Here is a 16497-nt window from a genome sequence, read left to right as displayed (position 1 = left end):
AACAACGGTCTATTTCGCAACGCGGTAACCCAAACATGGATTAGCCTGCCCAACACAAAAATAATAGGGCGGGTGTTAAATACACCCTTGTAGTCATCATTCAAATGACAGCTGCAAAGAAACCTCTGGAGTCAGAGTATGTCTGATTTAACCAATAGCGTGAAATCTTCAAACGTAAATGCGGGTCAAGCACACACAACAAACAATGTAAAAAGTAATACAAACCAGTCTGAATCGACTTCAGACAAATTAGGACTTACCAACCCAGCACTATGGTACAGCGGCGGTTTTATCGCTCTGTTCGTAACGCTTGCTTTATTTGATGGCGAGCTGTTATCAAGCCTAGTAAACACAGGCTTTGCTTGGTCGGTAAAAGTATTCGGTCCTTATTGGCAAATGCTTCTTCTTCTGACTTTTCTTATTGGTCTTGGCCTGGCGGCAGGGCGAACAGGCAAGGTTATCCTTGGTGGTATTGCTAAACCTGAAATGGATGGCTTCCGTTGGATGGCTATCATCTTCTGTACGCTACTTGCGGGTGGCGGTGTATTTTGGGCGGCAGCAGAGCCTATCGCACACTACGTTAATCCACCACCGTTATATGGCGCTCAAGAAAACGCACAGCAAGGTGCAGTAAACGCGTTATCACAATCATTCATGCACTGGGGCTTCCTAGCATGGGCAATTGTGGGCAGCTTAACGTCTATCGTGGTTATGCACCTTCACTACGACAAAGGCTTACCGCTTAAACCTCGTATTCTGCTTTACCCTGTATTAGGTGAAAGAGCACTGAAAGGCCATACAGGCGCGCTGATTGACGCATGTTGTATTGTCGCTGTAGCGGCGGGCACCATCGGCCCGATCGGCTTCTTGGGCTTGCAAGTGAGCTACGCGCTGAACGAACTGTTTGGTATTCCAGATGGCTTCACAACACAGCTGATCATCATCTTGTTCGCTATCGTGCTTTACACACTGTCGGCATTAAGTGGTCTTAACCGCGGAATGCAAATGCTAAGCCGTTACAACGTAATTTTGGCTATGGCACTGATGGTTTACATCCTTATCTTTGGCCCAACGAACTTCATCTTCAATGGCTACATTCAAGGTGTGGGCAGCATGATTGATAACTTCATCCCGATGGCAACATACCGCGGTGACGAAGGTTGGTTGAGCTGGTGGACAGTATTCTTCTGGGGTTGGTTCTTAGGTTACGGCCCAATGATGGCAATCTTCATCGCACGTATTTCACGCGGTCGTAGTATTCGCCAATTGGTATCAACGATTAGCTTGATTGCACCGTTTGTTACGTGCTTCTGGTTCACGATTGTTGGCGGCTCTGGTCTTGCGTTCGAAATCGCAGATCCAGGCAGTGTAAGTAAAGCGTTTGAAGGCTTTAACTTGCCAGGTGCGCTACTGGCGGTAACTCAGCAGCTACCAATGCCAATGCTTATCTCAATTCTGTTCTTGATCTTAACCACGATCTTCATCGTAACGACCGGTGACTCAATGACTTACACCATCAGTGTGGTGATCAGTGGTGAGACAGAACCGAATGCAATTATTCGTACCTTCTGGGGTGTGATGATGGGGGTAACAGCGTTAATTCTGATTTCCCTTGGTTCTGGCGGTATTTCGGCGCTGCAATCCTTCATTGTTATTACCGCGGTACCGGTGTCCTTAATCTTGCTGCCATCACTTTGGAATGCGCCTCAAATCGCAATCAAGATGGCAAAAGAGCAAGGTTTTTAGAGAGCAGGGTTTTTAAACAAAAGGGCTCTGTAAAACAAGAACGAATCAGCCTTTGAAAGAAGGCTGATGCAAAGTTCCGAAAGGAACAGAAAAACCGTACTGGTGAAGATACATCGGGCGGCACGTATTTAGGTCAATCGATCTAGTCAGGACAAATAATAAGGGGTGAGCTCGCTTACTCCAAATAACGTGAAAGCTAACCAACACACTGTAACAACGAATGCTTCAAATGATGGCAACGATCGGTTCTGAATGGCTAGCAAAATCCTATAACTATAAGGTGGTGAGCAAAATGGATGCACATCGTTCTACCTACACTGAATCAGCACTACGTGACGCGACTGTCGTCATGGCACCGGAAAGGCTAGGTGCAATGCACCAAACACGTATCAGCTTCGTTAGAACTCTGATTCGTAAAATGGCGCAGCAAGAATGGAAAGTGACCAAACATGAGTGGCAATTAGACGCTCAGGGTTTTGGCCATGTTATCTATAAGCTTGCGACGCCAAACCATGTTTATCATTTGGTTGTTTTCTGCGATGAGATTGCAGATGACGAACGAAATGACCGTGTAATTGCTGAAAAGTGGGACGTAACGTTTGCGCTTGTTCTTGGTGATGTTGATGTCGCCCTACTTGAAAGACTTCGTGCGAATGTACCGCTTCAAGAAGCAGGCCGTAATCCAAATAACGTGCTTGTGTTGGCGCGTGCAAATAAAAGTGTACGTGTGTTTGAACATATCGTTAGTCACTTGGCGAAAGGTGTTCAACCAACGCCAAAAGAGCTGGCTGAAGTGGGTTACATCCTGCGAACGACAGCGGTATACGGTAATGGCAAATTTGGTATTGCTGACTTTAAAATCTTAGAGAAAAATGAAGATTTTAATCAGTCGTTCAGTGCGCAAATGTGTGCGGTTTATATGCTGCGTGAGTTCAGCCTAGATTGGGTTCATTACCTAGCCGAGCAACAGGGCGGTGAACAAGCAATCACTTTACACAGAGGATTACAGCGTTACCTTGGTGTGGGTAATGCGACGGGTTTAGGCATGGCGCCATACCTTATTAACCACCCAAGTATTGTCGATCAGTGGATGACAACACGTGAGCATGCATTGGCTGACGTGTTGGCTAGTCAGACCGATACGGCGTTGATCGAGCCACTACGTACATACGTTAAAAAAGCGATTTGTCATTTAGAGCAAGTTGTTACCATCAATGAAAACCAGCAAGAGTTGAACAAAGCAGCCGTTGATGAGTTACAACACGCAGAACAGTCATTAGAAGCTTCTGTAAACCATTGCGAGACATGGGCGCAGTTAGTTGAACAATCTAAGCACATGAGTATGGAAGCCCAAGAAATTCTTATCTCATGCTTGATGGAATTGTACCCAGAATTAGTGGACGCCCATCAAGAGCAAATGAATTGCAGCGAAACACTCTCACTTCCTAGTGGCAAAAAGATCCAAGACCTATTGGTTGTGTTAGAAGAAAAGTACCGTTGGGCGATCACGACCGACTTTACCAAAGCAGAAAACAACTACTGGTTCTGGTATCGCTCTCAGGACAAAGAAGAGCCAAGGCTCGGTGTTCGAGGCGAGGAACTCGGCGAAGAGCGTGAACTGCCGTTAGATATCGGCCGTCAAGCTTATCGTTTGTACCATGCTTTATTGCAATTCGCGCCAGAGCTTTCATTGGCAGAGTTTCTTGTTAAGCAGCCCCAGCATCGTGCCATTGCGCGCCGTGTATGGACGCTAGGTAACAAGGCGATGGGCGACATTCAAATGAACGTGCTGCACCAAGACTCGCCACCAATGCACTTGCTGCGTTGCAAGCTAGCAATGTTTGGTGCGACTAAGTTTGATCCTCGTTCAGACCGTTGGGTACGAGTGACGTTTTTCCAAGGTGCACCGTTGCTTGATGAAATTCATCAGGACGAATGGGTGTTCCCAATCTTACCAAGTGAAGCACCAAGTGAAGCAGAGCTCGCTGACTCAAATAAAGTTCCTACACATATCAACGCTCAACATGGAGGTAAATCGTTATGATCGTTTCTCACAATGAACTGGTAGCGGCCGTCAACAAAGCCTTTTTAGGTATGCGTCGTACATGTGGTGAAGCCGATGTGATAGCGAACATGGTGGCAGATTTACAAATGGTGGGTTTGGATGGTGTTCGTCATTTTAACAATGCGAGCAACTTTATGGGGCTAGAAGACGATTGCCCTGTAGACATTCAAGTACGCAGCGATAATACGGTTGAAGTCGACCTGCACAAGGCGAGCTTAGCGTGTCATCTTCCTGTGGTTATGGATTACGCCATTGAAAAAATGGTCGGCAAAAAGACACTGAAAATCGAGCTAAATAACTGCCATAACCGCTGGTTAGCGTACAGTGAGCTTGTGAAACTCGCAGCGAAAGGCATCGCGTGTACCGCGCGTTGGGATAACGGCTCTAACCCTAAGAGCACTTTGTATGTGCTTAATCGTGGTTGCGTTGCACCAGAACTGTTTTTATCAGATTTGCCACTGGCATCGGACGAACATATCCACAATATGACCATCGAACTTTCCGTCCAGGATTTCGATATCGAACGTTTGTCAGATGGCTACCAAACACACATTGAGTCGGAAGCACTTTTTAAAACTCAAGAGAAAGCGTGGAACGATGGCATTGAAGTTGACGAGGCAGAGTGGGGCGCGTTGAAAGAAACCGCAACAGCCATTCTTGTCGAAAGCAGCCAGCGCTCGATTCAAGGTGCAGGGGAGCTAACGACTTCATAATTTAGTGCTTAGTGAATCGATAGCATTATTGATAACACACGCTACAACAGATAAAACCAAAGAGCTTAACGTATCCTCACCTCGTTAAGCTCTTTTTATTTGTCTCCCGTTTTCATTCTTCCTCTCAATAGACCGCCCCTTAAACCTTCTGTTTTGAAACAAGTTGTTACGCGTATAAAGCTAATTTGGCGATTTAATGAAGTACCTTCACATTCAGGTTCAACAAACGGTTTCATTTACAAGCTAGTATGCGTATCTTGCTAACTAGGGTGCCAAAGGGCACCGTTTTTATTCGTACCGATGACTTTAGAATCAGATAAAAAAGGAATGAAGCGTGCAAGCTAACTTTATTGATGGAACCACCCTGTATCGTCAGCACTCATTTGAGTTGCCACTCGACTATCAAGCAAAAGATGGACAACAGATCCAAGTCTTCGCACGTGAGCTGGTTGATCTCGCTAAAGATGGGCAAGAGCTGCCGTGGTTGATCTACTTTCAGGGCGGTCCAGGCTTTCCTTCTCCGCGTGTTAGTGGTCAATCAGGTTGGCTAAAGCGTGCATTACAAAACTATCGTGTTCTATTGCTAGACCAACGTGGTACAGGCAACAGTACGGTTATCAGCCATGAAACCCTGGCTCATTTGTCACCAGAACAACAAGTTGAGTACTTAACACATTTCAGAGCGGATAACATCGTTCGTGACGCTGAAGCGATTCGTGAGCAGTTTGGTATTAAACAATGGTCGACGATTGGTCAAAGCTTTGGTGGCTTCTGCACACTGAGCTATTTGTCACTGTTCCCACAGAGCTTGCAACGTTGCTACGTGACGGGCGGTATTCCTTCGATTGAACGTGAAGCTGACGATGTTTATCGTGCGACTTATAAGCGTGTTGAAGACAAAAACAGAGCGTTTTTTGCTCAGTTCCCACAAGCGCAAGCGATGTGTCGTGAGATCTCTGATTACCTGCTGAACAACGACGTGAGACTGCCAAACGGTCAGGTGTTTACGGTTGAGCAATTTCAACTTATTGGCATTAACCTTGGTGGCGGTGAAGCGAACCTGCCGATGTACTTCACTCTGGAAAGTGCCTTTGTTGAAGTGAACGGTAACAGACAGCTGAGCTACAGCTTCCTAAACCAAATGCAGCAAGAGCAGGGTTACTTAACTAACCCAATTTACGCAATCTTGCATGAGTTGATTTACTGCCAAGGTACAGCGTCTAACTGGTCTGCACATCGAGTTCGTGAGCAGTACCCACACTTCAACTACCAATCGGGCAGTGAGTTCTGGTTTACCGGAGAAATGGTCTACCCATGGATGTTCGATCAACTTGAAACGTTGAAACCATTACGCGAAGCAGCCAATCTGTTAGCTGAGAAATCGGATTGGGGTACTTTGTACAACGCAGAGCAGTTGAGCAAGAATACGGTTCCGATGGCGTGTGCGGTTTACGCAGATGACATGTACGTAGAGCTGGATTACAGCCGTGAGACACTGGCTAATATTCCAAACTCGAAAGCGTGGATTACCAACGAGTATGAGCACAATGGTTTGAGAGTGGATGGTGAACGAATCGTCGATAAGCTAATGACGATGGTTGATGCATTAGAAAACTTGCCAAAATAATCAAATTCTCTGCGTAGGTTATCTAGGTTAAAAGCTATCTAAGTTAGAAGCTCTTTACGTTAGAGACAAGGCACGCCAGAAACAAGAAAACGCTGCATCCGTGCAGCGTTTTTTTTATGTCATCGAACTATTCGATTTAAGGAACTAGGAGGGGTAGCCCTTGAAGCCATTAAGGTTGGATGACGATATCTTGATTTTCAGTGGTCGATAAGCTGGCGCGGTTCTGTTCGATAAGCTGAGCCGCATAAGAGGGAGTCACAGCTTGAATTTCGCCTTTTGAACGAATCGTTAATGCTTCCCACGCATGATCACGGTATTTGCCTGTCTGTGTATATTCAATAAGTACTCTCATGATTCTTCCATCCGATGTGTGGTTAACGTGCTACTAACATTAGCGCCATTATTGTGGTTACACACCTGTTAAAAATGGAACATAAGATTAACCAAATGAGAATGCGTGTAACTTGAAAAACAGACCTAACTGCACTTATCTTACTTAACCGTATTTGTCGCAATTAACAGCATTTATCGTAACCAACCTTACTTATCGTAAATAATGTCCATAAAAAAACGCTGCACGATGGCAGCGTTAAAGTTGAGATAGGTTGAAGATTGCTTAGCTGTTTTCTAAGCCAACAATCTTGCGTGCAGACATCACTGCACTATCCAAATCGGTCAATCTACCAGCACTTGCTGGACCAAGAACTGATGAATACAAAGCCAACTGCTTCTCAAATGATAAATCTAATTGGTTATATAGATTTTGGCGGATTTGAGCGTGTTGCTGTGGCTTTGCGCTCGATAGGCCTTCCAACGTATCGTAGATGAGTGTAGTTGTATCCATAACTGTCCTTAGTACATCTTTAGAAAATTTTGCATATTATGCACTTGGTGTCATCTTTGTTCTGCGAGATTGATCGCATTATGTGCAGCTCTGCTTAATTGTGTAATCAGTTAGTTACAATTGTGTTGTGCGGCAAAGTATCGAAAACTTGGGTTTGGGCAAAAGAAAAGGAGACACAGTGGTCTCCTTCTGGCTTGTTAGGCAAAGATAAAAGTTGCGAGCTGATCGCTGCTTGTTGAGCCAATAGGCTACGCACAGTTACAGCGCCTATCGTATGTTAATGTTCTTATCTCGATTTTCGTACATTTCAGGTGTGGTGTGTAACCCGCCCGCATAACCTGCTGCTTCAAGTGTTTCTCGTACCTCTCGAACGTGCTCTGCCGTTACTGGTTCCTCTCTATCTCCAAGGTGCAATCGCACGAAGGTGATCAACTCAGCCAACCTTTGATCCGAAAGCACATCTTCAAAACTTGCCATCGGCATGAAGTTTCTGTCTTTGTCGAGATAGGTAGGTTGCAAGCCGCGCACCGTTACCGCAATGGTATTGAATGGGTCGCTGTGCATGATAATACCGTTGTTCAACAGAGTAGGGGCGATTGGATCGCGACCTTTACCATCGTCACCATGACAGGCCCCACAGGTTTGACGATACGTGGTGTAGATTTCACTGGCATACGCAGCTTCATCAAACCCTCTAGGCTGTAACTGAACGGCATCACTGGCAATGGTGTTGTTGATGTCCCCACTGAGTAGGTAATAGGACATCGACTCAATATCTTCACGTGTCATCAAACTTAGGCTGTTTTTCACTACATCAGCCATGCCCGCAAAAGCGGTGCCTTTGTCTGAATGTCCGGTGTGTAAAAAGTCGGTAAGTGTTGCTTCATCCCAACCATCGATATAGAGCTCATTAGCTGTGATATCAGGCGCGTTCCAACCGTCAATCAAGTTACCTTGGAAAATACGTTCTGGTATCAGTGCTTGGGCAATGTTTCGTGGCGTATGGCACTCCGAACAGTGACCAAGTCCTGCGACCCAATATTTGCCTTGCTGCCACTTATCGACATTCTCAATTTCTCCTTTGAGCTCTTCTGGTACTTCGTAATCAATAGGGTCGGTATCCATGAATACGATGTTCCAGCCAAGCAAACCTAAGCGAATATTGGATGGAAACATCATGCTGTTGTCATCATTGCGTCTCGGCACGGCGGTGATTGACTGCATGTATTCCCATAAATCGACCATGTCTTGGTCGGTCAGGTATTGATAAGAGGTGTAAGGCATTGCAGGGTACAGGTAACCATTCTTACCTTTACCTGCAACTAACGCAGCTCGGAAATCATCGAAGTCATAAGTCCCAATCCCTTCGGTGGTGTGTGGCGTTATGTTAGTTGAATACACGGTACCGAAAGGGGTGACAAAGGGCAGGCCGCCAGCGAAGGGTTCGCCACCTTCTGCACTATGACAAGCCACACAGTCACCGGCGTAAGCGAGATATTCTCCGCGCTCAACAGATGATGCTTTCAAACTCGCGAGCCTTTGCTGCTCTACATCACCTGCGTGTCGTATATAAGCCCCAAGCGCGAGTATTTCGTTCTCGGTGAGCTGCTCATCAAATGCAGGCATTAGGTTGTTCAAACCGTAATTGATGGTGTGCTGAATCTCTTCAATACTGCCGCCGTGAAGCCAGATATCATCGGAAAGATCAGGTACACCAATCGCGGGGTTAGCGACAGCACCATCGGCATGACAAGACGAACAGTATTGGACGAACAAGGTTTTACCGAGCTCGACTTTAATCTCCGGCACATCGGTATGACGTTGGTTGAGGGAGGCTAGATAGTAGGAAACTTTTGCCACCTCATCTGGGCGCATGATTTCACTCCAACCCGGCATAGCACCGTTCCGGCCTTTGGCGATCGAATGAATCACAGCTTCATCACTGCCACCATAAAGCCACTCTTGGTCAATCAGATTAGGAAAGTGCTTTTGTCCCTGAGCATTATCTCGGTGACAAGCAGCGCAGTGAGTTTGGAACAGAATCCTACCGCTGTTCACGATCTCTGGGACTGCAGCCAATCCTTCTAACGTGGTTTCACTGGTTTGTGCAAATTGCTCATTGAGAGTGGTGGATGGTGAACTGAGCTTATCATCGCTTTGTTCCCAATCGACTAAGCCTTCCCATTCGCCAAGCCCAGGGTAGAGCACCAAATAGCCTGCAGATAAAAGAAATGCGACCGCATAGCTTACAAATAACAGCTTAGGTGGAGGCGCATCTTTCTCTTCAATCCCATCAAAGGTGCCAATGGTGTGGTCGTGATCGGCCTTGTGATTGCTACGCCAATATTTAACGATAACCGATACCATCAGAACAAAGAATATTAAGGTTAAGAGTACCGCCCATAGATTCCAGAATGTGCTCATTGTGATACCTCCTGTGACGTATCTTTACCCAGGCTTTGTAAATAGCGAATCAGCGCTTCACCTTTGGTTTTGCCTCTTACTTGTAAACGGGCGTCACCAATTTCTTGATCGGTATAAGGCACTCCTAAGGTACGTAACACTTCCATTTTGGCGCTAATATCATCGCCAGTCAGAGTCTGCTCAAACAGCCATGGATAAGAGGGCATGATCGAAGTCGGTACAACTTTTCGAGGATCAATTAAGTGAATAACATGCCACTGGTCAGAATACTTTCTGCCTAAGTTAGTGAGGTCAGGTCCAGTACGTTTAGAGCCCCACAAGTTAGGAAACTCATAGATATCGTCTGCTTCTTGGTTCGGACGACCATTACGTTTCACTTCTGGCTCTAGAGGGCGAACCATTTGTGTGTGACAAACATGGCAGCCTTCACTGATGTAGATGTCTCGGCCTGCTAACTCTATCGGTGTGAGTGGCATCGCTGAGCTTCCTTTGGCAATATCATCGCCACGGACAATGCTTGGCACTACCCAGACCAATAAAGAGAAGGAGGCCACGACAACAGTGGTCAAAATTAAAATGACGATTGAATGTGTAAAGTCTTTACTCATCATTTAAGCCCCCTCATTAACGGTGTGTTTAGCATCATGTACTGCGGGCATACGAACCGTTTTGTACAAGTTGAAAGCCATTAAGAACAATCCAAGTACAAACAGCGCACCACCAAAGAAACGCATGAATAACCAAGGTGCTTTAAAATCCATAGCTTCTACAAAACTGTAAATCAGTTCGCCATTTTCATTTTGAGCGAGCCACATATACCCCTCGCCGATGCCTGCGATCCAAAGTGCTATTGCATAGATGGCGACGCCAGCATGAGCAAGGCAAAAGTGCCATTTAATCAATCGTCGTGACCAAAGATCGGTTTGGCCCCATAAGCGTGGAATGAAATAGTAAAAAACCGCTATCCCTGACATTCCAACCCATCCTAGAGCCGCGGAATGTACGTGTCCGATGATCCATTCGGTGTTGTGTGCCACCATGTTAAACCAGCGAATGGCGAGTAGCGGACCTTCGAATGTCGCCAAGCAGTAGTAAAGAATCGCTGAGAAAAAGAATAAAAGAATGTAGTCGGACTTCAGCTTTTCTTTGTTTTGTAGGAGGGTCATTGCGCTATTAAACGCACCCGCCCAAGAAGGGAGCCACAGGATCAATGACATCACGATGCCGATGTTCTGAATCCAGATAGGAACGGAAGAATAAACCAAATGGTGCGTTCCGGCCCACGTGTAAAAGCCGACCAAGCCCCAGAAATGGATCACAGACAAACGGTACGAGTAGATAGGTCGATCCGCCGCTTTAGGTATGAAATAGTAGTTCATACCAATCACACCAGCTGTCAGCAAGAAGCCAACGGCATTATGTCCCCACCACCATTGAACAATGGCATCTTGAGCGCCTGCAAACACAGAATAGGACTTCATCGCCAACACAGGCATCGCGAGGTTGTTCACGATAAAAATCATTGCAACGACGATGATGAAAGCAGCAAAGAACCAGTTAGCCACAAAGATATGGCTGACCTTTCGTTTAGCAAGGGTGCCAAAGAACAACACCGCATACAGCACCCAAACCAGAACAATCATCAAGTCGATTGGCCATTCAAGCTCCGCATATTCTTTTGAGGTAGTGTGGCCTGCGGGTAAGGAAATGACCGCAAGTAACAAGATGAATTGCCAGCCCCAAAATACCATCCATGAAAGGCTTTTGTTGAACAAGTCACAATGGCCTGTTCGCTGGGCAATGTACAAAGACGTCCCCATCAAGATATTCACGACGAAGCCGTAAATTACTCCAGAGGTATGTAGCGGACGCAGTCGACCAAATTGGAAATATTGAGAATCAAAGTTTAAGACTGGCCAATATAATTGCGCGGCGAGAATCACGCCGATGATCATACCTACAATCGCCCACACTAAGGATGCGATGATGAAGTACTTCACGACCTTAATGCTGTATTGCGTTGTCACTTGTTCCATAACAAGGCTCCTTGCCTAGATATTTTGAATCGCTGACTTAATTTGAATCGCTGAGCGAGCCTGCTTCGTTGCCGAGCACTGAATAGAAATAGGAAATGTCACGGATGTCTTGATCTGAGAGCGTGTCGGCTTGTTGTTGCATGAGAATCGCTAAGCCACTGGTTCTTTCCCGAGTCTGATAATCTTTCAGTGAAGAGATGAGATAACCCACTTTTTGACCGCGAAGGTTCGGGTAGGGATCTTGTGTTGAGATGCCATCAGCGCCATGACAGGTCATACACACTTTGGCTTTTTGTTTACCTAATTCGAATTGTTCTTGATTAACTTCAGCAGAAACAGGAAACATGACCAGCGTCATTACTAGGGTAGAAAGTGTCGCGATGGGGTTAAATTTTTTTATATTCAAACTCATTCTTGATTCCCTTGATTATGAAGTGAGTAAGCTTTTTAAGATCAACACACGAGATCAACTGGTGAAGTAGAAACGACTGGAACCCGTTATTAAGTCTCTTAAAGCTGCTTACGTTCGATTAAAGGTTATGCAGCAACCAGCATTCTCGCTACTTACTTACTCATATTTATTGTTAATTTTGTTGTTTGATACGTATTCATAGGGCTTATTGGTTTACTTACGCAGAGTAAAATACGAGTTTTTCTTACTAGCCAGTCGAGAAGGAATACGTCAAGCGGGTTGGGAGCGCTGAACGAAAGCGGTGATGGAAGAGACAGAGAAGTGAGAGAGAAACTGCGAAGCTATTGAAAAACAGCGAGGTGTAGGAGCATTAGGGGTAAAGCGATACCAATCAATCTGAGTGGTATCGGTACAAGTTAAATGGTCAATTTATACTAGACTCAATTTAGTGACCTTTTTAAATGGAGTTTAGAATGAGAACTGTATTCTTGTTGATGCTTTGGCTTTGCTCGTTTTCGATTTTTGCAGCCTCTGAGTTAACGGTTTTCGACCACTCTGGGCAAAAATATGGTTTTAGTAGAGAGCAACTCCTGTCACTTCCTCAAAAAGAAATTACTACCACCTTGCCTTGGGTTGAGGGTCTGACTGTTTATAGTGGTGTGACGTTACAAACGGTGCTTGAAAATATGGATCTACCGATATCATCACAAGTTACTTTCGTAGCATTGAATGACTATAAAATTGCGGTGCCTAAAGAAGATTTTGATACCTATGAACCCATCATTGCGATTAAAAAGAACGGTGAGTTTATGTCTGTGAGAGAGAAAGGCCCGTTTTGGTTGATTTACCCACTCTCTGCGAATCCTGAGACCAATACCCCTGATTTCCATGCCAAGATGATTTGGCAGATTCGTGACATTCACCTGTAGAGGTTAATTATGAAGAAGCTGTTGTCTATGGCTGCAATCAAAGTCGTTGTTTTGTCTTTGGCCGTGGTTGTTCTATCCGTCAATATCTACAGTGTGACTCGAATTAATGACATCAACAAGAGCTTTTCTAACCGCCAAAATGAGGCCACATGGTTTGTTTTTCAACTCGTCAAAGAGTATGCAAACTTCTTGATGGTTAGCCATGCAAAGACGATTGATTATGATGAACTTTGGTTGGCTTATGACATTACTTGGAGTCGTTTTGATATTCTGATCAACAGCACTGAATCGTCCAATTTTATTCGCTCAGCAAACTTTAAGCCTTACTTTACCTCAGAGTTTGAAAAGTTTAAGTCGCTAGAATCGTCAATCAAGTTGGTCAGTACAGGGCAATTACCCAAAGAATCGCTGCAGAAGAAAGTCGATATTTGCTACACCACCTTGGTCGAATTCATTAACGAAAAGTTTCGATTACAAAGCCCAGTTATTGAAGAAAACACGTCCATGGTAGGCAAGTTTGTTGTTGTTCACCAAATTAGCAGCGCCTTTCTTGTCTTGATTATGTTGATGACAGGCATCATTTTCTATCTCGATTTTTCCATCAAACGAAAACTTCATTCTACCGACTTTATTACAGGCTTTCGCAATCGAGTCTCGCTCATGCAGTTTGTTAAAAACAGCTATCCAACAAACGGTAATTTCGACCTTTACTTTGTACGCATCAGAAACCTCAATGAGATTAACCAAAAGTACGGCCTGGAATACGGTGACTTGGTGGTGAGTTCAGCTGCTAAGTCCCTGACGGCAAAGGTTCCGGAAAGTACTATCTCGTTTCGTAGTAGTGGCAGCCAGTTTCTATTCTTCATTCCTGAGCACTTGTACACAAGTGATGAGATACAGGAAAAATTCAATGACGTGCTTAAGGATTATATATCTGCGGGCAATTTAGAATTGATGATTGACGCTGTAGTAAGGCATAAGAAGAATATCAGCTCTAAAGATATGATGGAGCTATTAACGACAATGCAGAGTTAATCCCCGCATCAGCGATAAGTTAGATCATTAGGTTTTGTTTACTTTACGCTCACCATTCTCCTGATTCACTATCATGGCTTTTGCCATCCTTTATTTGCCTCATCATTCAATGTGTAGCCAACGCAGAGCTCCTGCACTGATGAAGATAGTTCTAGTTATAGATATAGATATAGCTATAGTGGTTTGTAGCGCTTGGATAGGAAGATAGGCCTTGAGGTTTAGGTTTGAGGCTATTGTTTTTGAGTTAGTGCAACGATTCGCTCGTTGGATCTCGAACTGGTAACAGATTGCGGGTTTAAAATTGCTTGCGGATTATGGTCTCGCACAAACTCGATGAACTCCAGATAAGTGAGTGGTTGGCTAAAGAAGTAGCCTTGTATTAGGTCACAGTTCGCTTTTTTAAGGTAATGATACTGTTCTATGGACTCGACACCTTCTGCGACGACTAGCGTGTCACAAGAGTGACCCAAGTTAACCATAGATTCGACCATCTTACGGTCGGCTTTGTCGTCTACCATGTTATCGATAAAGCTCTTATCAATTTTTAGCTCATCCACAGGGTAGTGGAGTAGCTGGTTGAAGGCTGTGTATCCAGTACCAAAGTCATCAAGTGAAACCTTTAAGCCTAGGCTTCTGATTCTCTCGATAGTCTGTACCGTAAGCTTGGTACTTTTCACGTAACTGGTCTCAGTTATCTCGATAATAATGTTGCTAGGAGGTACTTGGTACCGTTCGATAACCTTACGAATATTGTCGGCAAAATTTCGGTTGTAGAGTTCCATTGCTGAAATGTTAATGGATAAGGTACCTTTGTACTTGTGGATTTCTGAGAGCTCTTTATAGCTTTTGATAGCGGTGCTAATAACCCACATATCGAGTTTAGATATGAGGTTACTCTTCTCTGCTGCAGGTATGAATTCGTCTGGACCCGCGTTTATGTCAAATAAAGCAGGGCAACGAATCAAACACTCAGCGCCATCTACCTGAAGTGTTTTAGCGTTGAAAATAGGCATAAAGCGAAGTTCAAAGTTATCACTTTCACAGCACTCTAAAAGCCTTTTTTCTATAATGTCGTGTCTCTCTAACGTGTGTAATAACTCCTCGCCATAAACAATACGGCTTTCTCCATCATTGTGAGATTTTGCACGGAGCAACATCTCATCAATACATCGGTGCCAAATTTCTTCAAACTTTGGTGTGTCGAGCGGTAAAACACCTGTTGCGAGTGATAACCTAAATCCATAGTAATCAAGGAACGTAGTGCTAGTCAGCGTATTATTGATGTTCTCTATTTCTTCGTTTATCACTTGGTTTTTATCCATTTCTAAAATGGCGATAAACTGATTCCCCCCAAGCCTTGCTATGGAGTAGTCATTGCAACTGAAACCGGAAGATGACTGTTGGTTTTGTAGAGTTTCTCTCAGCACTCTAGTTAAGCTTATTAGTACATTATCACCAACTTTTGCACCGTAGAGATCGTTGATTTTACGGAAGTCGATGATGTCCCAGCAAACCACATAGCAGTGTGGGTTCATTGAACTCTTGAGGCGTACATCAAGGTGTCGGATGAATGAGCGTCGATTGGCTAGCTTGGTGAGTTGGTCGAATTCGGCTTCGAACTTCAATTCTGTTAATGAGTCAATGTAAGCGTTCTTTAAACCATCAATTTCACTTTGCCCCGATGAACGCTTGAAATACCTAAGCTTGAGCCCGCCGATCGATATCTCTTGCAGTAAGTCTTTAAGCGGGCGCACAAGTTGGTAACGCACCACTAAATGTACGATTAACATGATCGTAAAGAGAGTACCAAAGCCACCCAACAAGGTTTGTTTAGCGATGATGGCTTTCTCATGGTTGAACTTTTGTTCTCGAATATTTACTTGCGCGATGAGATGTCGGCTGGTCATCTGCACATTGATATTATCTTGGGTTTGCTCAATTGATTTGATAACGAATTGGGTATTTTCGATGTTGGCAGCGTCTGAGGATGGCTCGATTAAGAACTGAATATTGTCATCGTCATTGTATTTGATTAATAAGCTAGAGAGTTGTATCAGAGGTCCGTCTGCAATCAAGATGTAGCGATTTAAACTGTTACTTGCACGTTTATCTTGAGGAAGGAGGTAAGGGTCAATTGCCGCAACATACGAATATCTGAGCTCGCCACTAATCGAGATATAAGAGAAGCCTTCGTAGGAGAGTTCCTTCTTGCTGATTAACGAGGTGTATATGTCGAAGACTCTTTCGTAAATCTTGTCAGGGATTTTTAGCCCCTCGAAAGGATCGGCTCTGAGAGTCGAAAGCGTTAATTTGAACTTAGGGTCCACGATATAAACATTGCGTTGCCCAAATTGATTGACGTGATTCTGGCTTAATACACGGAGTACTCGTTTTTCCAATAGCGATAGAGTCGTGTAGTCGCCAGGGTTTTGAATGTAGCGGAGGAACTGCAACGAAGAACCGATATCTTTAACTAGCAAGGACAAGCCGAGCTGCTCGTATTCCGCCGCGACTAAAGCGGTGTTCACATCAGATTGCACCTTGTCCAAATACATGTGCTTAGCATGATCTGATGCGTAGTTGTACGTCACGATTCCTGCTATCAGGAACACAAATATCAGCGTTGGTAAAAGTACAAAATAGAGCTTCTTCAATACTGGCATGAG

The 16497-nt window shown here is 44.6% G+C and carries 13 protein-coding genes; 6 read left to right on the top strand and 7 right to left on the bottom strand.

Annotation, left to right across the window (positions count from 1 at the left end):
* Nucleotides 1–138: 138 nt before the first annotated feature.
* From MSG36_RS07135 to MSG36_RS07120, 4 genes are all read left to right on the top strand, one after another.
* A complete protein-coding gene (locus MSG36_RS07135; RefSeq protein ID WP_248366926.1) occupies nucleotides 139–1746 on the top strand; it encodes a BCCT family transporter in 1608 nt (535 codons plus the stop codon).
* 229 nt (nucleotides 1747–1975) lie between these two features.
* The gene (locus tag MSG36_RS07130) at nucleotides 1976–3790 is read left to right on the top strand and encodes a hypothetical protein (RefSeq protein ID WP_248366923.1); all 1815 of its coding nucleotides are present in this window, start codon (nucleotides 1976–1978) and stop codon (nucleotides 3788–3790) included.
* Nucleotides 3787–4524 carry a DUF3726 domain-containing protein gene (locus MSG36_RS07125; protein ID WP_248366920.1) on the top strand — a complete coding sequence of 246 codons (738 nt, stop codon included), beginning with the start codon at nucleotides 3787–3789 and terminating at the stop codon, nucleotides 4522–4524. The genes MSG36_RS07130 and MSG36_RS07125 overlap by 4 nt, the downstream gene beginning before the upstream one ends.
* A gap of 334 nt (nucleotides 4525–4858) precedes the next feature.
* Complete coding sequence (locus MSG36_RS07120; protein WP_248366917.1) at nucleotides 4859–6151, top strand: alpha/beta fold hydrolase; 1293 nt, start codon at nucleotides 4859–4861, stop codon at nucleotides 6149–6151.
* A 169-nt stretch (nucleotides 6152–6320) separates the two neighbouring features.
* Here MSG36_RS07120 and MSG36_RS07115 read toward each other — a convergent pair whose 3' ends face one another.
* From MSG36_RS07115 to MSG36_RS07090, 6 genes are all read right to left on the bottom strand, one after another.
* Nucleotides 6321–6503, bottom strand: a complete 183-nt coding sequence (locus tag MSG36_RS07115; protein WP_004730424.1) for a hypothetical protein — start codon at nucleotides 6501–6503, stop codon at nucleotides 6321–6323.
* 264 nt (nucleotides 6504–6767) lie between these two features.
* Nucleotides 6768–6995: a PAS factor family protein gene (locus MSG36_RS07110; protein WP_004730426.1), complete on the bottom strand. Its 228-nt coding sequence runs from the start codon at nucleotides 6993–6995 to the stop codon at nucleotides 6768–6770.
* Nucleotides 6996–7262: 267 nt separating this feature from the next.
* Nucleotides 7263–9419 carry a cytochrome c gene (locus MSG36_RS07105; protein WP_248366914.1) on the bottom strand — a complete coding sequence of 719 codons (2157 nt, stop codon included), beginning with the start codon at nucleotides 9417–9419 and terminating at the stop codon, nucleotides 7263–7265.
* Nucleotides 9416–10030: a cbb3-type cytochrome c oxidase subunit II gene (locus tag MSG36_RS07100; protein WP_248366911.1), complete on the bottom strand. Its 615-nt coding sequence runs from the start codon at nucleotides 10028–10030 to the stop codon at nucleotides 9416–9418. The genes MSG36_RS07105 and MSG36_RS07100 overlap by 4 nt, the downstream gene beginning before the upstream one ends.
* The gene (ccoN, locus tag MSG36_RS07095) at nucleotides 10031–11455 is read right to left on the bottom strand and encodes a cytochrome-c oxidase, cbb3-type subunit I (RefSeq protein ID WP_248366908.1); all 1425 of its coding nucleotides are present in this window, start codon (nucleotides 11453–11455) and stop codon (nucleotides 10031–10033) included.
* A gap of 37 nt (nucleotides 11456–11492) precedes the next feature.
* A complete protein-coding gene (locus tag MSG36_RS07090) occupies nucleotides 11493–11867 on the bottom strand; it encodes a cytochrome c (protein ID WP_050646107.1) in 375 nt (124 codons plus the stop codon).
* A 473-nt stretch (nucleotides 11868–12340) separates the two neighbouring features.
* On the opposite strand from MSG36_RS07090, the gene MSG36_RS07085 reads away from it, so the two are divergent.
* Complete coding sequence (locus MSG36_RS07085; RefSeq protein WP_248366905.1) at nucleotides 12341–12796, top strand: hypothetical protein; 456 nt, start codon at nucleotides 12341–12343, stop codon at nucleotides 12794–12796.
* A gap of 9 nt (nucleotides 12797–12805) precedes the next feature.
* Entirely contained in the window at nucleotides 12806–13831 is a 1026-nt protein-coding gene (locus MSG36_RS07080) for a GGDEF domain-containing protein (protein ID WP_048611070.1), read from the top strand.
* 230 nt (nucleotides 13832–14061) lie between these two features.
* Here the strand turns inward: MSG36_RS07080 and MSG36_RS07075 are convergent, their stop codons facing one another.
* The gene (locus MSG36_RS07075) at nucleotides 14062–16494 is read right to left on the bottom strand and encodes a bifunctional diguanylate cyclase/phosphodiesterase (protein WP_248366902.1); all 2433 of its coding nucleotides are present in this window, start codon (nucleotides 16492–16494) and stop codon (nucleotides 14062–14064) included.
* Nucleotides 16495–16497 lie beyond the last annotated feature (3 nt).

Source organism: Vibrio sp. 1CM8B (genome assembly GCF_023161685.1).
Classification (GTDB): Bacteria; Pseudomonadota; Gammaproteobacteria; order Enterobacterales; family Vibrionaceae; genus Vibrio; species Vibrio coralliirubri.
This window is presented reverse-complemented; position numbering and strand designations above follow the sequence as displayed.